Below are 24,540 nucleotides of genomic sequence, written 5' to 3'. Positions count from 1 at the left end.
TCAGCGCTATGGAAAATCAGAATCACGCAAGAAAATTGCCTGTATTTACTATTGAAGGAACAGACTTTTATGTGGATACCCGCCTTAATGAATTCAGGGAAGTGGACGCACCCTGGAACCGCATATCCATGTATGAACTGAGTGAAGGGGAGGGCGGTCTGTCCGGTCTGGTTTATGACACCCTTAAAAAGAACGTCTACGAAGAGATCATAGACCCGGACAACATACCGCCTCATGTGCGATTGGTCATCGTACCTCCGCTCAAAGAGCTTGATCCCGTAGGATTGGCAAGGGCTTACGGCTTACCGGACAATGAATTCACCCATAAAAAAGGCAAACGAATTTAACAACTATGAACAGCATCTATCAGATCAATAAGGGCATTAATAAGCCAATAGAATTTCAGGGTTTAAAGGCACAATATATCGGTTACCTGGCCGCAGGGCTGGTCGCGCTGATGATCCTGTTTGCCGTACTGTATATAAGCGGCGTGCCGACGCTCGTTTGCCTGCCCCTGATCCTGCTGCTTGGAACTACTCTTTTTTTAATGGTTTATCGCTACAGCCATAAATACGGTCAATACGGTCTGCTGAAGAAAGCTGCAAAGAGAAACATCCCGGCAAGCATTCGTTTCCGCTCCCGCAAATTATTTACCCAACTAAAGAAGAACTGATATGGCACAACCGATAGATATCGAACAACTGTTACCTGTTTACAAGGTCGAAAACGACTGCCTGCTCTCTGTCCGGGGAGATATTACACTGGCCTACGAACTGACCTTGCCTGAAATATTTACCCTGTCGAACGAGGAATACGAAGCCTTTCATCAGGCCTGGCTTAAAGCCATTAAAATCCTCCCAAAGTTTACCGTGTTCCATAAACAGGATTGGTTTATAGCCGATAAAATACAGGCGGATTTTGAGCAGGATGATATTTCTTTCCTCAGCCGCGCCAGTGAGCGTTTCTTTAATGAACGCCCCTTTCTTAATCATAAATGTTATGTACTGCTGACCAAAAAGCCGGGTGGCCGCAAGCCGTCAACCTCCTTGTATTCCAATCTGCTCCGCAGAAGCCTTGTACCGGAACAAACCATTAATCCCTTAATGTTCCAGGAATTTTTAGACGGAGCGGGGCAGTTTGAAAGAATACTGACTGATAGCGGTTTTGTCGGCCTGAGAAGACTTAATTCCGATGAACTTGCCGGAACAGATCAGCAACCGGGCTTATTAGCGCAATACCTGTTTCTGCAAGCGCCGGGCGAAGTCCCTGCCCTAAAGGATATTCAGTTAAAAGACGGGCTAAAGATCGGCGACAACGTTTGTCAGCTATATACGCTGTCTGATGCCGAAGACCTGCCACCGGCTTGCGGCTCCCGCATTAACTATGACCGCTATTGTACCGACCGGACAAAGTTCAGTGTAGGCTTTGCTGCCACGCTCGGCCAGCTCTTATCGTGCAACCATATCTACAATCAGTACATCTTTATCGATGATACTGCAAAAACCTTAAAGAACCTTGAAGCGAAGCGGAGAAGGCTGCAATCCCTATCCGCCTATTCACGCGAAAACGCGATTTCAAGGGATGCCACCGCAGACTTTTTAAATGAAGCGATCTCGGCGCAGCGGCTACCGGTAAAAGCACATTTCAATATCCTGGCATGGACAGATGATCCCGCTGAATTAAAGGACATCCGCAACCAGGTCGCATCGGCTATGGTGCAGATGGATGCCACACCGAAACAGCAGACAGATGGTGCTCCGCAGATCTTTTGGGCGGGCCTGCCCGGCAATGAAGCCGACTTTCCGGTGAACGATACCTTCGACACTTTCGCTGAACAGGCCGTGTGTTTTCTGAACATGGAAACCGGCTATCGCAGTTCTCCAAGCCCCGTAGGTATCCGGTTAGGCGACCGTATGACAGGCAGGCCGGTCAATGTGGACATATCCGATGAACCGATGAAGCGGGGTATTATTACCAACCGTAATAAATTTATCCTCGGTCCATCCGGCTCTGGTAAAAGCTTTTTCACTAATCACATGGTCCGCTCCTATTATGAACAGGGAACGCATATCGTTCTCGTGGACGTGGGCCATTCCTACCGTGGACTGTGTGACCTGGTGAAAGGTTATTACTTCACCTATGATGAAAAGAACCCGATCCGATTCAACCCCTTTTATATTGGTGCCGGGGATATACTGGACACAGAGAAAAAGGAAAGCATCAAAACGTTGCTGCTCGCCTTGTGGAAAAAAGATGATGAAGTATTTGGCCGCGCGGAATATGTCGCCTTATCCAACGCACTGCAAGGGTATTTTGAGAAGGTAGATAAAGACGGTTCCCTTTTCCCATGCTTCAATACTTTTTATGACTACCTGCAAAATGAATTTATTGAGGTACTGAAAGCGGATAAGGTCAAGGAAAAGGATTTCGATATTGATAATTTCCTGTACGTTTTGCGGCCCTATTACAAAGGCGGTGAGTTCGATTATCTGCTGAACGCAACAGAAAACCTTGATCTGCTGACGGAACGCTTTATTGTTTTCGAGCTGGATAACATCAAAGACCATCCTATTCTTTTTCCGGTGGTGACCATCATTATCATGGAGGTATTTATCAGCAAAATGCGAAAGCTGAAGGGCATCCGCAAGATGATCCTCATTGAAGAGGCATGGAAGGCGATTGCCAAAGAGGGTATGGCCGAATACATTAAATACCTGTTTAAAACAGTGCGTAAATTTTATGGGGAAGCCATTGTAGTAACGCAGGAAGTCGAAGACATTATCAGTTCTCCCGTTGTTAAACAGGCCATTATCAATAACTCCGATTGTAAGATACTCTTAGACCAAAGCAAATACCAGAACAAGTTCGACGCGATACAGGAACTATTGGGATTGACAGAGAAGGAGAAAGCTTTGATACTTTCCATTAACAAGGCTAATGACCCCGCAAGAAAATACAAGGAGGTTTTTATCAGCCTTGCCGGTATGCTCAGCCGGGTATATGCCACAGAAGTATCTCCCGAAGAATATATGGCCTATACCACCGAGGAATCGGAAAAAGTAAAGGTGATGCAGTATGCCCGCAAATATGGCAGCATAGAAAAAGGGATTGCGGCATTAGTCAATGAACACAAAAAATAACCACTAAATCAACCATTATGAAAAAACGGATTATTTATTTCGGAACAACCCTGCTCCTGTTATTCGTGTTGCCACAGCAAAAAGCGGACGCACAAATTATCGACCTCATTAATCAGGCGATCATTAAGGCGATTAACGCTATTGATATCAAAGTGCAGCAGGTACAAAACCAAACCATCATGCTTCAAAATGCCGAAAAGCAACTGGAAAACAAAATGTCGCTCGGCAATCTCAATGACATATCCGGTTGGCTGGATAAGGAAAAAAACCTGTATGCCGATTACTATAATGAATTGCAGCAGGTAAAAACGGTGATTGCGGATTTTAACGAGGTTAAGCGCATCACTACGCAGCAGGCCCAATTGGTCAGCGAGTATAAATCGGCCTACAGCCTCTTCAAACAGGATAAACATTTTTCAAGCGATGAGATCGGCTACATGGGTCAGGTCTATTCCGGCATCCTGCAGGAAAGTGTACGCAACCTCGACGAGGTATTATTAGCGGTCAATTCTTTCGGTACACAAATGAGCGATGCAGAACGGCTGTTGCTGGTGCATCAGGCATCGGGCGGCATACAGAAAAATTTAAATGACCTGCGACAATTCAACAACAATAATACCCAGGTAGCTATGCAGCGGGCCAAAGACCAAAACGACCTGCAATCCATCCGGGCTTTATACGGCATACAATAATGAAAACTATGAAAAAGATACTTTCCATATGCTTTACCGTTGCAGCCTGCACGAATCACGCGCATTCACAGACAAAGGCACAGGTTATGTTGCAGCAGATCGCCGATGTACAGATTTATATCAAAACCCTAAAAACGGGTTATCAGCAGACCACAAAAGGACTTAACGGCCTGCATGACCTCAAAAACGGCGCTTACGATCTGCACAGCAATTACTTCGATGCACAAAAGCAGGCAAGCCCGGCAGTGCGCAACAACAAGAAAATACCGGAGATCATCAGCGACCAGCAACAGATCGTTACCCTTTTTCAACAGGAAATAGCCTGGCAGAAAGAAAAAGCGATCCTTGTTGCCGATGAGATCAGTTACCTGCAACAGGTCAACAATTCCCTGATTGCCAAATGTAATACCGATCTCGACGAACTCAACCTGGTCATTAACGATGGCACACAAATGACCGATGCGCAACGCATCAAAAGCATCGACGCGCTATATATATCCACGCTTGACAAATACCAGTTCGCGCAATCATTCGTCCATCAGGCACGCGCCTTTGCATTGGACCGGCAGAACAGGAAAGCGCAATCGCAGGACATCAGAAAACTTTACGACATCAACTAAAAAGAAGTACATGAAAAAGATCTGGATTTTTACTATAGCTATTTTACTGGCCGGACTGATGAATGCAACGGACAGCAAGGCACAAACCATCGCCGATGCCATTCAGCAACTGGCACTGGATTATCAGAAACTGGCCGGACTGAAAAGCACCCTACAGGAAATGTACAAAGGGTACGACATGATCAGCAAGGGCTATAACTCAGTCAAAAACATATCCAAAGGCAGCTTTGATCTGCACGATGCTTTTCTAAACGGCCTGATGGTCGTTAGCCCCACTGTGCGGAAATACCCCAGAGTAAAAGACATTATCTGCGATCAAACCACGCTGATAAGCGAATACAAATCGGCCTACGGAAGTTTTAAGCAGGACAAGCACATTACTACAGACGAAATCAGCTATATGACCGATGTGTATAATAGCCTGATCAGTCAAAGCCTCGAAAACATCAATGAACTGAGCCTTGTTATGGCAGATAACAAATTGCGCATGAGCGATAATGAACGGCTGCAAATGATCGATCACATCTACGCCACCGGGCACGAACAACTTACCTTTCTACGCAGCTTCAACGCGCAGGCACAAAGCGTAGCCCTGGAACGGGCTACCGACAACAACGATCACGAGGCGGTTAAAAAACTCTACGGAATCCAATAGCGCTAAACAAAAAACAGATGAAAAAACAGACTCAAAAGATTGCCATAATGGCAATCACAGCCACGCTTTTGCCCTTACTTTCCCGTGCACAGGACCCGGCATCCGGCATCCAGAACATGCAAAGCGTATTGAATACGCTTTATGATCAGATGATACCGATGTGCAGCCAGCTGATCGGCATAGGGCAGGGCATTGCCGGATTTGCGGCACTCTGGTACATAGCTGCACGGGTATGGAAACATATAGCAGCAGCAGAACCGGTAGATTTTTATCCTTTGCTGCGCCCGTTTGTACTGGGCTTTTGCATCCTGACATTCCCCACGGTCATCGCTCTGATAAACGGTGTACTGTCTCCTACGGTCAACGCGACCTCAGCTATGGTAAACAATACGAATCAGGCTGTGCGGAATATCCTCAACGGGCAGGAACAGGCCAATACACAGCCACCGGCGCCGACCAATATGAATGGCAACCCTGATAAGTGGTACCAGTATGCACACCCCGATAATTCCGCTCCATCAGGGACAAATACCAGCCCCTTTGCAGATATGTTCAGCGACTTCGGATTTAAAAACATGATCAAGAAAATGATATTCGAGATACTCAATGTGCTGTTTCAGGCGGCAGCGCTCTGCATTGACGTAATACGGACTTTTAAGCTCATCGTACTGGCAATCCTCGGCCCGCTCTGCTTTGGAATGAGTGTTTTTGATGGATTTCAGCATACCGCAAAGCAATGGCTGGCAAGATATGTCAATGTCTATATGTGGCTTCCGGTAGCCAATATTTTCGGCGCGATCATCGCCAAAATTCAACTCAACATGGTCCAGTTCCACCAAAGTGATGTAGTTACGGGAAGGGGATTTGATGAGACCAATACCCTTTACCTGATGTTTATGGTCATCGGCATTATCGGCTATCTGACCGTTCCCGGTATCGCCAATTACATTATCAATGTCGGAGGCCACGCTCTGTTCAGCAAAACAAGCGCTATCGCTTCTATGGCGATCACTTACGGAGGCGGTCAGGCCTTGCAGGGAATGATGGCGGGCAAAGCCGCAGCACCTCCGGTTACCCCTGCATCCTCAACCGACAAAGGGGAAGACAACGCGCACCTTAAAGATCGTCTTTCAGGGAATACATAAAAGTCGCCCCCCTCCCGCTTCTATAATCATTAACCATTAACAATGAAATTATGTTCCAGCAACTCAAAAATATCGATACCGCTTTTAAGCACATCAAAGCGTTCAGTTTGGTGCTCATCGCGGCCTGTACGGCTATCTGTGCATTTACCGTATTCAAGAGCTACCAGTTCGTCAGCAATGCGCAAAGCCACATTTACATTCTCGCCAACGGCAAAGCCCTCGAAGCCATGAGCGCAGAACGCAAAGACAATATTCCCGTAGAGGCCAAAGATCACGTCCGCATGTTTCATTACTATTTCTTCAACCTCGACCCGGACGAAAAAGTGATCATTGCCAATATCACCAAAGCTCTTTATCTCGCGGATAATTCCGCTGAGAAAATGTATAACGACCTGAAAGAACAGGGTTATTATGCTGATCTCATGTCCGGCAACATCAGTCAGCAGGTAAGCATCGACAGTGTAAACGTGGACATTAACCAATACCCTTATTATTTCCGCTGTTACGCCAAAGAAAAGATCATCCGTACATCCTCCATTGTAACCCGCAGCCTGATCACAGCCGGTTACCTGCGCAACGTTGCCCGTTCGGACAACAATCCTCATGGCTTCCTGATCGAGAAGTGGAATACGCTTGAAAATAAAGACCTGAAAACTGAAAACCGATGAATATGCTACGCTTCTTAAAATCACGGAAAAATCAGCGTGATAAAAGCGCGGACAATGGACTTCCGGGGCCGCTTGCTCCCTTTTACCGCAAAGCAGCCGATTACCTGAATGGCAAAACAGCCGGTTGGAGCCAACAGAGGAAAAAAATCATGCTGATCCTGTTCTGCCTATTCATGGGCAATCTCAGCCTGTTCATAGCCGGGCACGCCATCCTTTCCGCAAACGGCCCACCGGATCTCAGGCCGCTAAGAATGGTCAGGCCCTTAGTGGTGCCCGGAGGCACTGACTCAATTAAAAACCAAATTATTAATCAAAAAAAACAACACAATGAAACAGACAAATGAAAAGCAGAAAAAACTATTACTGATGCTGCCCTTACTGGTATTACCTTTTATCACCCTCTTGTTCTGGGCGCTCGGCGGCGGTAAAACAGCGCAAGCGCAATCGGCAACAGCGCAGGTGGGCGGATTAAATATGAAAGTGCCCGGCGCTAAACTGAAAAACGACAGCCTTGAAAACAAACTGGGCTTTTACGAGCAGGCACAAAAAGATTCACTGAAAAACCAGCAGGCCCGTAAAGACGATCCCTATTATAAAGCCGATACTACACGGCAGCCCGGCGATACGGTGAAACGCTTTGATACCGGCATAGCACCGAAAACCGGCACCATAGGCCGCAGCTTTACCACGCGCAGCCTGAGTAATTCAAGCGCCAGCCTGGCGGCCAATGAGCAGCAGATCAATCAACGACTGTCTGCATTAAACCGGCAGATCAGCCAACCCTCACCCACGGTACAACAGCAGGCGAATAGCGCAGGCAGCAACGATTCAGAAGCGGAGATCAGGCGGTTGCAGGCCATCATCCAAAAATCAGGAACATCAGGTGCCGCCGACCCGCAAATGGACCAGATAAGTACGATGCTCGATAAGATACAGGAGATACAAAATCCGGCGCTGGTACGTCAAAAACTGAAAGCACAATCGGAAAAAGAAAGAGGCATCGCCTTTCCTGTCAGCGGAACCGCTGATGCGGTAGATCAAACGATCATTCCCAATCATGCCGACACCCCTGATAACCGTATTACCTATTTTGATACCCCGCGCGGCAATGGCTTTTATGACCTCGATAATAACAGCACCAACAATGCTACTGATAATGCCATCGAAGCTGTAGTACATGAGACCCGAACCTTAACGACCGGATCGACCATCAAGCTGAGGCTCTTGCAGGACATTTATATCAATGGCCGGCTCATACCCAAAAGCACTTTCGTATTCGGCTCCTGCTCGGTCGAAGGGGAACGGCTGAATATCGACATCAGGACGATCAGCGTCCATAACTCGGTATTCCCGGTATCAATGAAAGTATTTGACCGGGACGGCATTCCCGGTATCTGCGTACCCGGAGCCATTGGCAGGGATGCGGCCAAAGACGGTGTGGATCAGGCGATGCAATCCTACGACCCGCTGGGTTATAGTCCTTCGGTCGGCGCACAGGCGGCCAGTGCGGGCATACAGGTAGCCAAAGGATTTTTCAGCAAGAAAGTAAAGCTGGTCAAAGTCACCGTGAAAGCAGGTTACAATGTCCTGTTGCTTAACAACAATCAACTCAATAATTAATCACCATTAAACAAAATATTAATTCTATGAAAAAGCTCATTACCGCCATACTTATGTATGTAGTGTTACCGTGCCTGTCAATGGCACAAACCGTTAAAAATTTTGATTCTTCGGCGATCATCAGTCCCTACCGCATTCAGATCAGCGACCAGAAAACATTAATGATCCTTTTCCCAACAGCCGTAAAAAGCGTCGACCGGGGAAGCCGCTATGTGCTGGCCGAAAAGGTAAAGGACGCGGAAAATGTGATCAAGCTGAAAGCCGACCATCAGGGCATACCCGAAAGTAACCTGAGCGTTATTACCGCAGATGGCAAGCTATACAGCTTTATAGTCACTACGACTACCGACTTACCTACACAGGCTATCGACCTCCACCAGCAGGAATTACGGGAACGTTCAGCAGTGCGCTTTTCAGGAGAAAGCCTGAACGAAACACAGGTAAGGGATATTTCAGCCCGTGCTACGCTGGTTAAGCCCTTTATGAATGTCAAGGACAAAAACGATCAGATGAAAATGAAACTGGAAGGTATCTACTTAGCTAACGATGTGATGTTTTACCGCTTACGGGTCAATAATAAATCACACATCAATTATACCGTAGACTTTATCCGCTTTTATATCCGCGACCGCAAAAAGGTGAAACGCATGGCGGTACAGGAGCAGGAGATCACGCCGCTTGCTTGTTATCCGGGCGACACCCTGACTGTTAACGGTAATAGCCACCGGACTATCGTCATGGCCTTTAAAAAATTCACTATTGCCGACAATAAGAACCTTGCTGTTGAACTGTATGAAAAAAATGGCGACCGTCATTTAGCTATGACACTGGACGGCAAAGAAATATTAAAAGCAAGACCGGTTACCAGGTAGCTGCCTCAAATTTTTACATAATGGAAATCGAACCAGCCGAAATACCGCAAATGATCGCCGAACTCAAAGAGGCAAGGGCCAAAGGTCATCGGTGGGTGGCGTTTAATGAGCGCGAAAGCCAGACACCCGACTGGCTTCGCTTCCATTTCTTTGATTCCTCAGCCGATGCCGAACAGTATTGCTACGGGCGTAATTTCCCCGACGATCTTATTGACAGCCCTGGCCTTGATCACGGCGTAGAGCGACCAGATGAAATACCCGCCGATTATCGTTTTATGGCTATAGACAGCCTCCAGGCCGCTTTGCAACCGGAGGCATTGACCAACATAAACACGGAATTTGACTTGGTTAAAAGTGTCGGTCAATTAGCTGATCAGATGAAAAAACAATCGGTCCGCCTGATACCCGGAAGTCAATACGAAGGGTGGCGTGACACGCTGCAAAATGAATTGGTCTTCCCTGTAGAATGGATCAAAACAATTATGCCTGAACAGGAAATAGCACAATACCATGTTGTGCAGCATGAGCATCCCGGCCATCAGGTCTATGAGATCGGCCACCGCCACCGGGTAATGGAGTCATTTAATTCCTTTGAACAGGCCCGTGATTATATGGAACATGCCGTTAACCTTTCCTCCGCTATGAATGAGCGGTATGACTATCTGCTTATCGGGCAATACAAAAACAAACCGCTGAAACAGGGATTGGAAGGGGATCTTCCGGCCAATTGCGGACTGACATTATTGACCGCAAATTACCAGTACAGCAACGATCCTAAGATAATGGAATACAGGTGGCACCATATCCATTCGCCCGGTGATCCGGCGCAGATACACCAGTATATGTTCGCAAAATTTAATAGAGCTGAAGATAAACTGGATTTATACAACGTCCGTCTGCAAAAGGCATCACCGGAGGATTATACAGTTTCCATCTTTCCTTCCCACTTTATCAATTATCCAATAACACTTAAAAATTCATTGATTATGAACGAGCAAAATTTAAATTACCTGAAAGAAAGCCTTAAATACGCCGGCTTTGACACCAAACTAAATGATGAACTGGAAAAAAACATCAATTCAAAAGCGCCCGCTTTTCAGTTAAATCATTCAACGAAAATAGGCGAAGACGACATGGTATATGCCCTGCAGTTCCGTAAAGGAGAAAAAGATGAAATGTATTTTTTCAACCGTATGGACGCTACCTTAAAAAAGCCGGGAGAAAATGAAAAAGGCATCACGCAAACCTTTTATCAGAACCAGCATATTTCCGCAAAGGAAGCCTATAACCTGCTTGATGGCCGGGCGGTACATACCAACCTGTCTTACAAAGACGATATCAAAAAGACCTATCCTGCCTGGGTGCAGCTCGATTTCTCGCAAAAAGACAAAAACAACAATTACGAGGTGGAGAAGTTCACCGAGAACTACGGATTTAAGATCGAAGACAGCCTGAAAGAATTATCCTTAAAAGAACGGGACGATACGCAGGCCACCGAACGGATGCTCAAATCGCTCAAACGAGGGAACCTCACAGAAGCCAATTGGGAAAACAATGGCACTTCTGAAAAAATATACCTTTCCGCCAATCCTAAAGAATGGAAGCTGAACGCCTATGACGAGGCCATGAACAAACTGGATATCAAAGACCTCAAACTAAACGCTAAGGCAAAATCCGAAGACGTAACAGATGATATTTCCGATAGCACTAAAAAAAACAAGCGGCAGGAGCAAAAAAATGACCAAACCCCCAAGCCTTCAAAAAAGGTGAAGCTGTAAACAATTTAAGGCCGAACAGAAGCGGCGGAGCCTGGCGGCTTCGCCGCTTCTATTTTTTTCATTTTTTTATTTTTTAAAACTATTTATTCAAATCATAGCAACCCAGGGGGTTGATTTCCAGATAATACAAATGACAGCTTTTAATAGTATCGTATCCTCAACTGGAAATAAAATGGTTAAATGGATTATGAGCCTGATAAATTGATTAGTAATCATCGGCAAGATAAATTTGTAGATCTTCCTATTTTATTTTGAATTTTTTATTGCAGATAATTACTGATAGGAATAGCTTATGCCGTGTTCCTTATAATCAGGTCTTTGTTAACGTAGGTAATAAACATTGGCTTAGTACCTATTGTAGCTGTCAGAAAGTTATTAATTCTTATTAAACTTATAAGAATGCTGCACACTGAGTATATAAATTGGATAGCATTTTTTTTGTAGTAAGCTTTCATAGCAATCCGGGGATTCTTTATTACTTCATTCCTGAGCATGATAAGTCCTCCCTACCCATACAAATTGATAGTTGCGGGGAAAAATGTGTGTGTTTTCCAAAGGATGGAGATATGTGCTACTACCTCTTTAGATATAAAGCCGAATTTTTGTACAACATAAATCTTCTAACAGGCAAGAATTGTAATCAGAATTAGGGAGCGATCCGGTTGGTACGGCTTTCCCTACAAGTCCTCGCTATGCTCCGGGCTTTTCACTCTATCCTCGCTCTCTGCTGCACTGATCTTACCGGCAAGCCCTTTGCCCACTTCAATCAGGTTTATAATAAGCTTTCCCGATTTATTTTTTCTTTTCCTTTTTAGGGGTATCCCTGATTATCTCTAAGCTGGTTTTTCTCTTTATCGCTCTTTGGCTTATGCCACAGCAAAGGTCTTCATGGCTGTACTGTCAGACAAGGTCTTTCGCTCGTTACCACTCGCTCGGCCACGGGTTTTCCAAAAATAATCTTCCTCTCCTTTTTTCAGCGGTGCCCTGCGGGCGTGGCTAAGGGAGAGCGTATTTTTTTTGGAAAAACCTTGTCTGTCAGTCCTGCCATAAAAAAGGGTTGCTTATCAAAGCCAAAGAGGCAGTATGCCGAATTGGGGTTTTTAAACAATTAAATTTTATTTTTTATGCAACAGATCACAGGAAGAATCACAGCAGATGCCACCGTAAAAACATTGGATGGTGGCAAACAGGTCGTCAATTTCAGCATAGTGGATAATGACACCTACAAACCAAAAGGGAGCAGCGAACCCGTAAAGGTCGCCACCTTTTTTAATTGCTCATACTGGCTCAATGCCAATGTAATTAAGGTACTCCGCAAAGGGGCGGTAGTAAGGCTTGACGGGCGGTTAAGCGCAAGAGGGTACACCACGAACACCAACGACATCGGCGCATCACTTGACTTTCATACCAGCTACATTAAAGTACTGGCCTATTCAGGCGCAAAGGAAGATAACGCCAATGTAGCCGCACCGGTAGCAGCAGGGAAAGAAAGCGAAACCGACGACTTACCATTTTAATCACTTTCAAAATCTACAGCTATGAAATTTTTTAATGAGTGCAGCACATTGGACGAAGTAAAAGCCACTTACAAAAAACTGGCGATGCAGTTCCATCCCGACAGGGGCGGCGATACCGCCACCATGCAGGAAATCAACAGAGAATACGCTTATGCCTCCGCAAAAGTCATAAAGGGCGCAAACCTTTCACAGGAGGAAACAGAGCATGAAATCAGGTTTTCCGAAGAGTACCGCAAAATAATAGAACAGATAATCCACCTTCCCGGCATATTGATCGAACTGGTCGGCCTGTGGATATGGGTTACAGGCGATACCCGTCCCGTAAAGGCTGAACTAAAGGCAGCAGGTCTATTTTATGCCTCCAAAAAACAAGCGTGGTATTACCGCAGCGCAGATTTAAAAGAGTTCCGGGGCGGTAAAAAATCACTCGATGAAATCAGGAACAAATACGGCAGCGAAGTAGTGAACAATAATAAAAGGAATACACGCTATGCCATTAATCAATCACGCTAAAAATTAATAATCATGTTACCAGTTATCAGGATTTCGACAAATATCGCATTGCCCGATACCGACCAATGGCAATTTAGATTCAACATTCAGAGCGAAAGCTCCAACCGCCTGTATGTGGTTGCGCAGCATAAAAAAGGCAGGTATTGGGGCTGTAGCTGCCCCGGTTGGAAAAGTAAACGGCATTGCAAACACTTGCGTGAATTGGGCATTCCCGGCGACCAACAGCCTTTTGAAGTTAACCTAATTAAATACTAAACATATGAAAAAGGGATTTTTGGACGGTTACAAAACCTACGATACATCAAACGGCTATGGGAACGCCAAACAATGGTGGCAATCTTTTAACCAACGAATGAGCAAAGAAGATGCGGAAGAAATTTTAAGCAGCCAGGCTGAAACACCGCACAGCATTTTAGGGGTAGCAATCAGCGCAACACAGGCCGAAATTAAAAAGGCATTCCGTAGCAAAATTAACGAATGGCATCCCGACCGTAACCAACACCGCCTACAGGAAGCAGAGGAACAAAGTAAAAAAATCATTGCGGCTTATTCCATACTCACCACATAAAACAAAAGCAATTAAACGGGGGCGCAGCCGGTACAGGGGCGCACAAAGGTTATGAAAACATTAAATGAAAATAGCGCCAAAATATTTTGCAGGCTCATAGACAAAATGAACGGAAAGCAGCACCTTAAAATCGTTAATGAACCCTATATGCCGCTTACCATTGAACAAATAGGCGAGGGCATCGGTACGCCGTGGGGCGATGGTGTTTTATATAGTCTATGCCATTATTATGAGCAAAACGGCGACCTGATGCAAGACCCTGAAATGTGTTTTGTTGTAGTAGACAAAAGAGGCAATGACTCAACCGCATGGGAGCATGTCGAAATTGTACCCTATAGATTTGAACAGGCTAATCTTGCCATCTATCAACAAAGTGTTATCATAAAAGATAACCGCCTTGCCAAATTTCACCGGGTGCAACAGGCAGACCATGCGGAGTTTGCCAATATATGGCTCTCCAACATAGAGCAGCAGCGATTTATTTAATCCAATCTCTAACGGTAAAGGGGTAAACGCCCCTTTACCTTAAAAATAAAGCTATGAGCATTTTAAAAGATAAAACCGAGCGGAAAGCACTTGTAGAACTGGCAAGAAGCATCAAAATACTGGAAAGGCTTTACACCTGCTATATGACGGCGCAGGATGATTGGGACGCAAAACAAGCGGGAAACCTGATACGGGGTATTATAGAAACCAACGGCTACGGCATCCGCTATACCACCGGAAGAAAGACAAGGATTTATAAGATCAAATAACAGCTAAAAGACGAGTTATGAAACCATTGGAAAATTTAAATAATGTGGAAAGGGCGAAATTATTACACGGCCTGTTTCCTGCGGAAATACCCGCCTTACTAAAATATATAACAGGCATGAGCCAAACCATAGCCGAAGAACAGGAGCAGATAAAGGCCACATGGCAACACCCGCTGATCGCCGTTAACCTTTGGTTATCCCTTGCGGCAGAAGCTGAAAGAAAGATCAGCCAATACGGCGATAAGCTAAAGAAAAGCAGCAGCCTTTTTGCCGACCAGCTTTTTGATGGCTATGCCGCAGTGTATCTCGTTCATTGCCTCATTCAGTACACCACGGAAAGAAAACTGAATAACCAAAAGTTCAGCAAGGCGGTAAACCTGCTTTTCATGGACTAACCATTTTTAATTACTTAAAACTAAATATTATGTCAACTCCAATAATAGCGAAAAAGAAAGCAGCCGTTAAAAAGAATGGCACCCATAAGACAACCGCAATAACAGCGGTATCGAAAGAACAAACCCTCCCTGCCATTGGCAAGGAGGGTATATTTGAGAAGGTGGCAGTAGCTGCAATAGATTTCAGCCCCCTGAATTACCGTAAATACTATTCACAGGCAGCACTTGACAGCTTCGCCGGGGAAGTAGCAGTACATGGCATTATCAGCCCTGTAACCTTGCGTAAAATGCCATCGGGCCGGTATGAACTCGTAGCAGGAGAACGGAGGTTAAGGGCGGCATTGATCGCAGGACTTACTGAATTACCCGCCATTATCAAAGTGCTGACCGATGCAGAGGTTATCGAGATACAGTTAGCCGAAAACCTGCAACGGGAAAACCCGCACGCGATGGAAGAAGCGCAGGCCATCGGGCAAATGCAAAAAGTGCATATGTCCATTGAAAAAATCGCCGGACGTTTGGGTAAATCAAAGACCTTTGTTTATAGCCGCATCAAATTTTTAGACCTGACCGAGCCGATGCAGGAAATGTTTTTTGCAGATGCCATTAATATGCAGGAAGCCTTTGATATTGCCGCTCTTTCTGCCGAGTCGCAGCAGGAACTTTTTGAACAGCATTGCGCAGACTGGAAGGAAATCACAAATTTTAAAATTCACAACCTGCGGTATGTGCTCTCCCGATATAAATATGACCTGAATAATGCGCCGTTTAATATCAAGGATAAAAAGTTAATCCCGAATATGGGAGCCTGCACGAATTGCCCTTTCAATACAGCCACATTAAAAAGCCTGTTTCCCGAACTATCAAAAGAAGCAACCTGCACCAACAGAGACTGCTACCAGTCCAAATGCAATGCACAGTTTATACAAATGTTTACCACCGAATTTGCAGCGCAGCCGCCGCAAGCCCTGCTTTATGAATGGGGGCTTAGTGACCGGATTAAAAAGCTACTGAATAGCATAACAGGCGTAGCGGAATTGCCAACGTATGGAAAGAATGAAGTGACCGTTATCAACGCCCCTGTGAAGCCCGAAAGGGAAGACTATTTTGAAACGGGTTATGGTTTGGAAGATGATGAATACGATGGAGCGGAAGAAGAAACGCCTGAATTTAATGAAGCCGGTTATCAGATTGCATTACAGGAGTACGAGGCAGACACAGAAGAATATAACCAACTGATACAATCCAGCGACCTGTTTAAAGCCTTGCTTGTTTCAGAAACAAAGGTAGTTCCCGTCCTGTTTTTGCTTGGTGTCTCCTCAGCTCCCACCAATAACGGTGCAGTAGTATCTGCCAAAGAAGTGCAGGAAGCGATTAAAACCGGAAACGCCACCCCTGAACTATTGGTTTTGGAGATCGGGCGGCTAAACAGCAGGGAGCAAAGGGCAAAGGAGCTCGATAGCGAAAAGGTACATGTGAACATACATACTGCATTTGTCGAATTGAACAAGGACATGAATAATGTAAACGCGCTGACCACTGCCGACCTTGTAGCGGCAAGATTGCTTGTTTATCAGTCCCTTGACTGGTCAACCCGCAGTTCTGTAAAAGATGTGCTGTTCAATGCTGAAAACAGGGAGCTACCCATTTACGAAATCATGGAAAAGCTAACCGAGCAGCAATACAGCTACATGATCCGCAAGGCCATAGCGGGTAAATCAGAAAGCAAGTTGCCCGGCAACGACACCGGCGAGGTATTGCAGAAAGTGGCGGAAAGTGCAGGGGTAAATATTGCGCAGATCGAACAGGAACAGCAGGAAAAAACAGACAAACGCACCGAAAAACTGCAACAGCGTATCTCCGACCTGCAAAAGAAAATAGACATATTGGAACGCACCCGCCCAACAGGTGAAGAACTGGAAACAGACAAAAACCAATAACTATGGAACCGGAAGAATTTAGAATAATGTTCAAATCGCTGATGGCAGCCAATAGTCCGCTGACAGCAATAGAAGAATTGTATAACAAAGCCGTTGCCAGTGGTGCGATTTATTTGGCAGGTGAACCAAAAGACAGCTACCGCCTGGCTAAGATCGTTTACTATGCCATCCTTTGTGAGATGTGCGAACAGTGGCGGCCACTTAACGGACAAAACAGGAAGGAAGCTGAAAACCTGCGGTTATTTCTGTAACAAACTATAACAGCTACAATGAAAGATAGCAAACCATACAAGCTGCAATCAATTGCTACAGGTAACAAAGACCGTTTGGCTGCATTGCCCTTTGAAGTCCCCCCATAGCGCGGGGACTTCTTTCTTTTGCCGGACACAAAAGAAAGAAGCAAAGAAAACCACGGCTTAAATCTTCATTGTTCTTTCAGACTATGTTGTGTTATATGGAACAGAGGCAGTTTGATTTTTAACATGGTAAATCAGACGACACCATTAGTTTAGCGGAACAATCATTGAAAAAACTCAACCACTTCCTGCGGAAGAGGTTGAGATAAAAGAAACGGCACAGCCCGATGCAGGGAAAATGATTGGTTGGTGATTATAGGCGCTCATTTTCCCTGCAACCGGCTGTATATTTATTTGTTGATGGCCTTAATAATTATTAAGCGGCATGAGTTTTTAACATGATCGAAGGCATTTTTACAATCAACCTTTCTTTAAGGTCGTTCATATCCACACTGATTTTCTGTGCAACAATCTTTGCATATATCTGAGTTGTTTTTATTGACCTGTGACCGAGCAACGCACTGACAGTTTCTAACGGTACGCCATTGGCTAATGTAACAGTGGTAGCAAATGTGTGCCTGGCAGTATGCGTTGTCAGATTCTTTTTTATCCCGCAGATATCAGCAATTTCCTTCAAGTAGGCATTATACTTTTGATTACTGTTTACCGGAAGCAGGACGTTATGTTTTCTGCAATACGGATTATCGGCATACTTGGCAATGATCTCTTTGGCAATAGGTAATAGCGGGACATTTTCGCGGCAGATTGCTTTAGTTACCTTTTCCCGGTTCTTAACGATCCAATCCTGCCCGTCAAAGTGATTAACGATGTTCTCAGGCGTTAACAAACTTGCATCTTTATAAGCAAAGCCGGTAAAGCACATAAACAGGTATGCGTTTTTTACGTCTTCAAGCCGTTCCACAGGCATTTTTTTGTGATATAAAGTCAAGATTTCACCATCGTCTAATATATCCCGCTCAGGCTCAATATAAGTGCATTGGTACGCACATAAAGGGTTATGCGTAATCCAACCTCGGGAAACCGCATTGGTAACCACGCCGCGAATTGTTTTTAAATATTTGTTTGCGGTATTACTTTCGATATGCTGTTCCAGCATCAGGTAATCAATGAAATCTTCCGCGAATGAAACTGTAAGTTTATTTAAGGGCAAATCTTCCGTTTTATAGGCATATTTGATAAATGCGATAGCTTTATCCTTAGTCGTTTTCCATTTGGTTAGTGACGATTTCGCACGTTTCCCGTTCTGGACTTTTTTGTCCATTTTGTCAACTGTGAAATCGATAACTTCCAATAAGCCTTTAACTTTTTCCTGCTTGCCTTGATATGCCTGTTTCACCATCGCGGCAGACACAAAATCATTACTCAAACTTAGGTGGTCATAATGCTGCCTTAGCTTAATTTTAGCCATGTCAATAGCATTGTTAACAAGACGTGCCTCTTGGGAATTACCCTTTACCTGACCGGCTTCAATGTTCCAGTTATTAAGCAACACCTTTTGACCTAACGACATTTCCGCCCGCTTCCCTTCTACAGTAAGACGGATAAACACTGGTGCCTTACCGTCTGAAGTGAGCTTTGACTTTTCGAGCATCACCAAAATAGAGAGCTTTTCATTAATTTTCATAACACAAATTTTTAGTTAAACGATTAGTTGAATCGTTCTTCCCGCACGCAGATAACTACATTATCAAATGTCGAGGGTACCAAAATTCGCTAAAAAATAGAGGTACCCGAATAGGCACCCTTTGAGCTTGTTAATGATTGATTTGATTTAAAATCCTTTTTTTCATAAAACCGCTGTGGGAAACGGTTTAACGCAAAAATGCCTCACTAAGTGAGGCATTGTGCGGAGAAACAGGGTCTCTCTGCGGAATGGACGGGACTCGAACCCGCGACCCCATGCGTGACAGGCATGTATTCTAACCAGCTGAACTACCACTCCGTGTTTGGGATTGCAAATATAGGGTTACATTTTTAATTCGCAAATAAAAATTTGAAATTTTTATGCAATGCTTCCTTCTTGTAGTTTTTCTGCATTTTCGGCAAATTGGAGTGCCTCCATTACTTCGGATAAATTTCCATTCATTACTTCGGGTAAGTTGTAGATTGTGAGCCCTATACGGTGTTCGGTTACCCGGCCTTGAGGATAATTATACGTGCGTATCTTGGCCGACCTGTCGCCGGTTGATACCATCGTTTTTCTTTTTTTAGATATTTCTTCGAGGTGTTTTTGTAGTTCCATCTCGTAAATGCGCGAGCGTAAAACGCCTAAAGCCTTATCATAATTCTTTAATTGCGACTTTTGATCCTGACATTGCGCTACAATACCGGTAGGGATGTGTGTTAACCTTACTGCCGAATAGGTGGTGTTTACGGATTGTCCGCCTGGGCCGGATGCGCAAAACAGATCTTTGCGGATGTCGTTTACATGGATGTCTACATCAAACTCGTCTGCTTCGGGCAATACCACTACCGATGCTGCCGATGTATGTACGCGGCCCTGAGTTTCGGTATCGGGTACGCGTTGTACGCGGTGCACGCCCGACTCAAATTTTAAGGTGCCGTAAGCATCCTCGGCATTCACGTTAAAAATAATTTCTTTATATCCGCCTGCCGTACCTTCGGTGCAGTCAACCAGTTCGGTTTTCCAACCTTGTTTTTCGCAATAGCGTATGTACATGCGGTAAAGGTCGCCTGCAAAAAGGGCGGCTTCATCACCACCCGTACCACCACGTATCTCTACAACGGCGTTACGGCTGTCTTCAGGGTCTTTAGGTATCAGCATCAGGCGTATTTCTTCTTCAAGCTCTTCCTGTTGTTTCAGCAGCCCGTCAAGCTCTTCCTTAGCCATTTCTCTAAACTCAACATCCTTCTCGGTAGCTAAAATTTCTTTGTTGCTATCAATGTTGCTCATCACGTTGGCGTAAACATCGTAACGTTCAACCACTTTGGTGAGGTCTTTATATTCCTTATTCATCTGGGCAAAACGCTTCATGTCCTTCATAATATCCGGACTGCTGAGTTCGCGCTCAACATCTTGCCAGCGTTCTTTTATTGCTTCTAACTTATCTAACATATTTTTTGTTAATGAGTTATCAATTATGCTGTTACCAATTTTGCACTAGGGCATAATTAGTAACGCTAATGGTAACTAATAATTAATTTACAAAATTAAACACTTTTTAGCTAATATTTTAGGGTTATATCTGCGCTATAAATATAATTGACATGTGCATGAGATGCCCCGGGCATACGAGTTAATTTTTTACAAACTCTCGGATGCAAAATCGGTAAACAATTTTTCGAGGGTATCGTTATCAACATCTTTGCCGCCTTGCACAAAGCGATACTTAAAAGTTGTTTGCTTGCCTTTGGCGAGGCTAAAATTCACCTTTTCCCTCCCGCGGGTAAAAACGCCTGCTCCAAGTGGATTGATAGACATTAAGCCATAGCTGCGGGCAAGCCAATATGCAGGGTAATTGATGTTTTGTGGGTTATCCATCATCACCAGCGTTACGGGCTCGGTATTTACAATGCCAGTTAATTTCATCCATTTTGCGCGTTTGGCAAAAACCGATTCGCCTTGTATACCTTCGCTGCTTGTTAAATGACCGGTTAGGGGTATCGAGTCGGTTTTTATTTTGATGGCATTATCCATCAGCATGGCGTTTTCTAACAATGTTACAGGCTGCCCCAATTCGGTGGCGGCTCTAAAAGCATACATGCCATTTTTATCGTCTTTAAAATCAACGTTAGTTAGGGCTTTTAGGGTGATATAGCGGTCGATAATACGCAGGCCTCTCTCAACTCTAAAAACAAATACCGATGTTTCTTCAAGTACGGCTTTAGCACCGGGGTTGTACCATTTTGATAGCATGGTTAAACTGGCCTTACCCTCGCCGTTAATAATGCCGGTAATTTTTTGTACCCTAATGTAGCCGTAATCTTTTTTGGTGGTGTCGGCACCGGTGGCGTTGTTCCAATAGTCGGCTCCGTTTACGTTGCCATAATTAAACCAAAGGCCAAACTGGTGCGAGTAATCGGTACGGTCCATATGCTTTGGCATAAGGGGCCAGCCACGGGTTACCATATTTTGCTTTGCGGTGTATATAGGGTATAGCGTTGGCTTTTTTAAACTATCGGCATACAGCAGCGATGTAAAAGGTTCGCCGCCAATGGTAATATCAACCCTTTGCTTTGTGGGTACGGCAATTATCTTAATATAATCGGGCTTAATAGTTCCGGCTATGGAGATATGATATGTGAATAACAATACTATTATCCACATAATTCTTTTACACTTTATCACTCTTCTCAAAATATTTAAGTTCCAGCTTTTGCCCATCAAAAACTGCATACGAAAAATAGTTAACCCATTCGCCAAGGTTGATATAACGGCTTTGCCCGTCGAGCGCAATATCAAGCGGAAGATGCCTGTGCCCGAATATCAAATAATCGTAATAGTGGTTTTTTAATTGCTCGCGCGAAAATGAAACCAGCCACTCTTGCTCAATATTTTTACGAACTTCGTTATCGCCTTGAACAATACGGCTATGCTGCGACCATTTATTAGCAATTCCTACGCCAAAGTTTGGATGTATACGCTCAAACAACCATTGGCACAAGTTGCTGCGGAAAAACTTTTTTAACAGTTTGTATTTGCCATCGCCGGGGCCAAGGCCATCACCGTGGTGAAGGAAAAACTTTTTGCCGTTGCGTTCTATCTCCAGTTCATCATTAATCATGGTGGCATTTAACTCTTTTTTAAAGTAGTCAAACATCCACATATCATGGTTACCTTTAAACATGTACAGTTTAACGCCGCTATCGGTAAGTTCGGCAAGTTTACCAAAAAGGCGTACATAGCCCTTGGGTACTACGGTGGTGTATTCAAACCAAAAATCAAAAATGTCGCCCATTAAAAACACTTCAGCAGCATCAATTTTTATCATATCTAACCAGCGCACAATTTTATCTTCACGCTCGCGGCTCGAAATATAGTTGGGCACTCCCAAATGAAAATCGGAAGCAAAATACAGTTTATAACGGTTCGGCATTTTTTTAGTGGATCAAAAGTAGTTTTTTTATGCGGCTCAAATAAATAATTTGTATTATTTAAACATTTTTTAATCTAAAAACCAACGTTATAGCGTAATTAGCACGTATTTTAAGCAGCAAATAAAAAAATTGGGATACCAGTATACTTGTTTTAATTTGCGCTAACAGCATAGCACACTTATGAATATTAAACCGCAGCCCTATCCGCAGTCGAAAAAAGGCGATACAATAGATACTTACTTTGGCACCAACGTTGCCGACCCGTACCGCTGGCTTGAAGATGACGAGACCAACGATACCAAAGCATGGGTTATACAACAAAATAAAGTAACGCAAAACTATTTAGACCAGATACCTTACCGGGAACCAATAAGGCAGCGTTTAGAAAACCTGTGGAACTACGAAAAATATAGCGCGCCGTTTAAAGAAGGCAAGTATACTTATTTCTATAAAAATAACGGTTTACAAAGCCAGTCGGTTTTGTACCGGCAATTGGGTGATGGCGAACCTGAGATTTTTCTGGACCCTAATACCTTTTCTGCCGATGGAACAACTTCGCTTGGTGGCGTTGATTTTAGTAAGGATGGCAGTATTTGTGCTTATCAGCTATCTGCCGGCGGGTCCGACTGGCGGGATGTGGTAATTATGCACACCGCAACCAAAATACAAGTGGGCGATGTTTTAAAGGATATAAAATTTAGCGGTATAGCCTGGCAAGGTAACGATGGCTTTTATTACAGTACATATAATAAACCCGATGCCGGTAGCCAGCTATCGGGTTTAACTCAATATCACAAGCTTTATTACCACAAACTGGGCACCTCCCAGCAGCACGACAAACTTATTTTTGGCGGCACAGAAATGCCTCGCCGGTATCTTAGCGGGTATTTAACCGAAGATGAGCGCTACCTGGTTATAACGGCAGCAACATCAACAACAGGCAACGAGTTGTATTTACAGGATTTGAGCAACCCTGATAGTGCAATAATTAATATTGTAGACAATTTTGACAGCCAGAGCCTTGTGCTGGATAATATGGGTACCCGGCTGTATATTTTTACCAACCTTAACGCACCTAATTATAAAGTAGTTACAGCCGATGCAGGGCATGCTAACCCGGCAAACTGGGCCGATTTATTGCCCGAAACCGAAAACGTATTGAGTGCCAGCACAGGCGGGGGCAAGTTATTTGCCGAATATTTAAAGGATGCAACATCGCTGGTGATGCAGTACAGCATGGATGGGAAGCTCGAGCACCAGATAGCTTTGCCGGGCGTTGGAACAGCAGGGGGCTTTGGTGCAAAAAGGGACGAAAAGGAATTGTATTATTCTTTCACATCATACACTTACCCAACAACTATTTTTAAGTACAATATTGAAACGGGGGAATCGCAGTTGTATAAAAAATCGGGCGTGCAGTTTAACCCCGAGCTTTACGAATCAAAACAGATATTTTACACTTCTAAGGATGGCACCCGCATACCTATGGTTATTACCCATAAAAAGAGATTGGTGTTGGATGGCAACAATACTACTTTGCTGTATGCTTACGGTGGTTTCGGTATAAGCTTAACTCCGGCTTTTAGCCTTTCCAATATTATTTTGCTGGAGCAGGGCGGCATTTATGCCGTACCCAATATTCGCGGTGGCGGCGAGTATGGCGAAAACTGGCATATTGCAGGCACCAAAATGCAAAAGCAAAACGTTTTTGACGATTTTATTGCCGCCGCCGAATACCTTATTGAACATAAATATACTTCGCCAGACTATTTGGCTATAGCCGGAGGCTCTAACGGTGGTTTGTTGGTAGGCGCCATGATTACCCAGCGCCCCGATTTGTTTAAGGTAGCCCTGCCAGCAGTAGGCGTATTAGATATGCTGCGCTATAACCAATTTACAGCGGGTGCGGGTTGGGCATATGATTACGGCACGGCGCAAGATGATGAAGCGATGTTTAAATACCTTTACAATTATTCGCCTTACCATGCTTTAAGGCCGGCTAACTACCCGGCAACCTTGATATTGACTGCCGACCACGACGACCGTGTAGTACCGGCCCACTCCTTTAAATTTGCTGCCCGTATGCAGGAATACCAACAAGGCGAAGCCCCGGTATTGATACGCATTGAAACCAAGGCAGGGCACGGAGCAGGTAAATCAACCGCGCAAAACATTAGCGAGGCTGCGGATAAATGGGCGTTTGTGTTTGCCAATATGGGGTGAATGTTGATTATATCACTGTTTAAACGATAAAAAGATTTGTATTTTTTCACCAATAATATAGTTC

26 protein-coding genes and 1 tRNA gene are annotated in these 24,540 nt (G+C 44.5%); 22 read left to right on the top strand and 5 right to left on the bottom strand.

What is annotated here, in order from left to right:
* The first annotated feature begins 8 nt into the window (after positions 1 to 8).
* The 21 genes from BDD43_RS04020 to BDD43_RS03915 all read left to right on the top strand — a co-directional run bounded on the left by BDD43_RS04020 (position 9) and on the right by BDD43_RS03915 (position 17,129).
* A complete protein-coding gene (locus tag BDD43_RS04020; RefSeq protein ID WP_121196509.1) occupies positions 9 to 347 on the top strand; it encodes a hypothetical protein in 339 nt (112 codons plus the stop codon).
* 5 nt (positions 348 to 352) lie between these two features.
* Positions 353 to 673, top strand: a complete 321-nt coding sequence (locus BDD43_RS04015; RefSeq protein WP_121196508.1) for a DUF4133 domain-containing protein — start codon at positions 353 to 355, stop codon at positions 671 to 673.
* A gap of 1 nt (position 674) precedes the next feature.
* Positions 675 to 3,140, top strand: a complete 2,466-nt coding sequence (locus BDD43_RS04010; protein ID WP_121196506.1) for a TraG family conjugative transposon ATPase — start codon at positions 675 to 677, stop codon at positions 3,138 to 3,140.
* A gap of 17 nt (positions 3,141 to 3,157) precedes the next feature.
* The gene (locus tag BDD43_RS04005; RefSeq protein ID WP_121196505.1) at positions 3,158 to 3,832 is read left to right on the top strand and encodes a conjugal transfer protein TraI; all 675 of its coding nucleotides are present in this window, start codon (positions 3,158 to 3,160) and stop codon (positions 3,830 to 3,832) included.
* An 8-nt stretch (positions 3,833 to 3,840) separates the two neighbouring features.
* Positions 3,841 to 4,452, top strand: a complete 612-nt coding sequence (locus tag BDD43_RS04000; RefSeq protein WP_147425567.1) for a hypothetical protein — start codon at positions 3,841 to 3,843, stop codon at positions 4,450 to 4,452.
* 10 nt (positions 4,453 to 4,462) lie between these two features.
* On the top strand, positions 4,463 to 5,107 hold the full coding sequence (locus tag BDD43_RS03995; RefSeq protein ID WP_121196503.1) for a TerB family tellurite resistance protein: 645 nt from the start codon (positions 4,463 to 4,465) through the stop codon (positions 5,105 to 5,107).
* Between the two features lie 17 nt (positions 5,108 to 5,124).
* Complete coding sequence (gene traJ, locus BDD43_RS03990; protein WP_121196501.1) at positions 5,125 to 6,252, top strand: conjugative transposon protein TraJ; 1,128 nt, start codon at positions 5,125 to 5,127, stop codon at positions 6,250 to 6,252.
* Positions 6,253 to 6,302: 50 nt separating this feature from the next.
* Entirely contained in the window at positions 6,303 to 6,920 is a 618-nt protein-coding gene (gene traK, locus BDD43_RS03985; protein ID WP_121196500.1) for a conjugative transposon protein TraK, read from the top strand.
* Positions 6,917 to 7,264, top strand: a complete 348-nt coding sequence (locus tag BDD43_RS03980; RefSeq protein WP_121196498.1) for a hypothetical protein — start codon at positions 6,917 to 6,919, stop codon at positions 7,262 to 7,264. The genes traK and BDD43_RS03980 overlap by 4 nt, the downstream gene beginning before the upstream one ends.
* The gene (gene traM, locus BDD43_RS03975) at positions 7,248 to 8,540 is read left to right on the top strand and encodes a conjugative transposon protein TraM (protein WP_121196497.1); all 1,293 of its coding nucleotides are present in this window, start codon (positions 7,248 to 7,250) and stop codon (positions 8,538 to 8,540) included. The genes BDD43_RS03980 and traM overlap by 17 nt, the downstream gene beginning before the upstream one ends.
* A 26-nt stretch (positions 8,541 to 8,566) precedes the next feature.
* A complete protein-coding gene (traN, locus tag BDD43_RS03970) occupies positions 8,567 to 9,412 on the top strand; it encodes a conjugative transposon protein TraN (protein ID WP_121196495.1) in 846 nt (281 codons plus the stop codon).
* A gap of 20 nt (positions 9,413 to 9,432) precedes the next feature.
* Positions 9,433 to 11,190, top strand: coding sequence for a hypothetical protein (locus BDD43_RS03965; RefSeq protein ID WP_121196494.1), 1,758 nt, complete (start codon positions 9,433 to 9,435; stop codon positions 11,188 to 11,190).
* 1,124 nt (positions 11,191 to 12,314) lie between these two features.
* Positions 12,315 to 12,707: a single-stranded DNA-binding protein gene (locus BDD43_RS03955; protein WP_121196491.1), complete on the top strand. Its 393-nt coding sequence runs from the start codon at positions 12,315 to 12,317 to the stop codon at positions 12,705 to 12,707.
* A 21-nt stretch (positions 12,708 to 12,728) separates the two neighbouring features.
* Positions 12,729 to 13,220: a J domain-containing protein gene (locus BDD43_RS03950; protein WP_121196489.1), complete on the top strand. Its 492-nt coding sequence runs from the start codon at positions 12,729 to 12,731 to the stop codon at positions 13,218 to 13,220.
* 12 nt (positions 13,221 to 13,232) lie between these two features.
* Entirely contained in the window at positions 13,233 to 13,475 is a 243-nt protein-coding gene (locus tag BDD43_RS03945) for a hypothetical protein (RefSeq protein ID WP_121196487.1), read from the top strand.
* Between the two features lie 4 nt (positions 13,476 to 13,479).
* Positions 13,480 to 13,788 (top strand): J domain-containing protein, encoded by a 309-nt coding sequence (locus BDD43_RS03940; RefSeq protein ID WP_121196486.1) that lies wholly within the window; start codon positions 13,480 to 13,482, stop codon positions 13,786 to 13,788.
* A gap of 51 nt (positions 13,789 to 13,839) precedes the next feature.
* Positions 13,840 to 14,274: a DUF6908 domain-containing protein gene (locus BDD43_RS03935; RefSeq protein WP_147425566.1), complete on the top strand. Its 435-nt coding sequence runs from the start codon at positions 13,840 to 13,842 to the stop codon at positions 14,272 to 14,274.
* Positions 14,275 to 14,327: 53 nt separating this feature from the next.
* The gene (locus tag BDD43_RS03930; RefSeq protein ID WP_121196483.1) at positions 14,328 to 14,543 is read left to right on the top strand and encodes a hypothetical protein; all 216 of its coding nucleotides are present in this window, start codon (positions 14,328 to 14,330) and stop codon (positions 14,541 to 14,543) included.
* Positions 14,544 to 14,560: 17 nt separating this feature from the next.
* The gene (locus BDD43_RS03925) at positions 14,561 to 14,938 is read left to right on the top strand and encodes a hypothetical protein (RefSeq protein ID WP_121196481.1); all 378 of its coding nucleotides are present in this window, start codon (positions 14,561 to 14,563) and stop codon (positions 14,936 to 14,938) included.
* A gap of 29 nt (positions 14,939 to 14,967) precedes the next feature.
* Positions 14,968 to 16,878 carry a ParB/RepB/Spo0J family partition protein gene (locus tag BDD43_RS03920; RefSeq protein WP_121196480.1) on the top strand — a complete coding sequence of 637 codons (1,911 nt, stop codon included), beginning with the start codon at positions 14,968 to 14,970 and terminating at the stop codon, positions 16,876 to 16,878.
* 2 nt (positions 16,879 to 16,880) lie between these two features.
* Positions 16,881 to 17,129, top strand: a complete 249-nt coding sequence (locus tag BDD43_RS03915; protein ID WP_121196478.1) for a hypothetical protein — start codon at positions 16,881 to 16,883, stop codon at positions 17,127 to 17,129.
* A gap of 421 nt (positions 17,130 to 17,550) precedes the next feature.
* Here BDD43_RS03915 and BDD43_RS03910 read toward each other — a convergent pair whose 3' ends face one another.
* From BDD43_RS03910 to BDD43_RS03890, 5 genes are all read right to left on the bottom strand, one after another.
* Entirely contained in the window at positions 17,551 to 18,819 is a 1,269-nt protein-coding gene (locus BDD43_RS03910; RefSeq protein WP_121196477.1) for a site-specific integrase, read from the bottom strand.
* A gap of 244 nt (positions 18,820 to 19,063) precedes the next feature.
* A tRNA-Asp gene (locus tag BDD43_RS03905) sits at positions 19,064 to 19,137 on the bottom strand.
* A 60-nt stretch (positions 19,138 to 19,197) separates the two neighbouring features.
* Positions 19,198 to 20,271 (bottom strand): peptide chain release factor 1, encoded by a 1,074-nt coding sequence (prfA, locus tag BDD43_RS03900; protein WP_121196476.1) that lies wholly within the window; start codon positions 20,269 to 20,271, stop codon positions 19,198 to 19,200.
* Positions 20,272 to 20,460: 189 nt separating this feature from the next.
* Positions 20,461 to 21,483: a DUF6807 domain-containing protein gene (locus BDD43_RS03895; RefSeq protein ID WP_162846973.1), complete on the bottom strand. Its 1,023-nt coding sequence runs from the start codon at positions 21,481 to 21,483 to the stop codon at positions 20,461 to 20,463.
* Positions 21,484 to 21,490: 7 nt separating this feature from the next.
* The gene (locus BDD43_RS03890; protein ID WP_121196473.1) at positions 21,491 to 22,252 is read right to left on the bottom strand and encodes a UDP-2,3-diacylglucosamine diphosphatase; all 762 of its coding nucleotides are present in this window, start codon (positions 22,250 to 22,252) and stop codon (positions 21,491 to 21,493) included.
* A gap of 181 nt (positions 22,253 to 22,433) precedes the next feature.
* On the opposite strand from BDD43_RS03890, the gene BDD43_RS03885 reads away from it, so the two are divergent.
* A complete protein-coding gene (locus BDD43_RS03885; RefSeq protein WP_121196471.1) occupies positions 22,434 to 24,476 on the top strand; it encodes a prolyl oligopeptidase family serine peptidase in 2,043 nt (680 codons plus the stop codon).
* Positions 24,477 to 24,540: the final 64 nt, after the last annotated feature.

It is taken from the genome of Mucilaginibacter gracilis (genome assembly GCF_003633615.1).
GTDB classification, from domain to species: Bacteria; Bacteroidota; Bacteroidia; order Sphingobacteriales; family Sphingobacteriaceae; genus Mucilaginibacter; species Mucilaginibacter gracilis.
The sequence above is the reverse complement of the archived record's forward strand: the minus strand, read 5'-3'. Positions and strand labels throughout refer to the sequence as shown.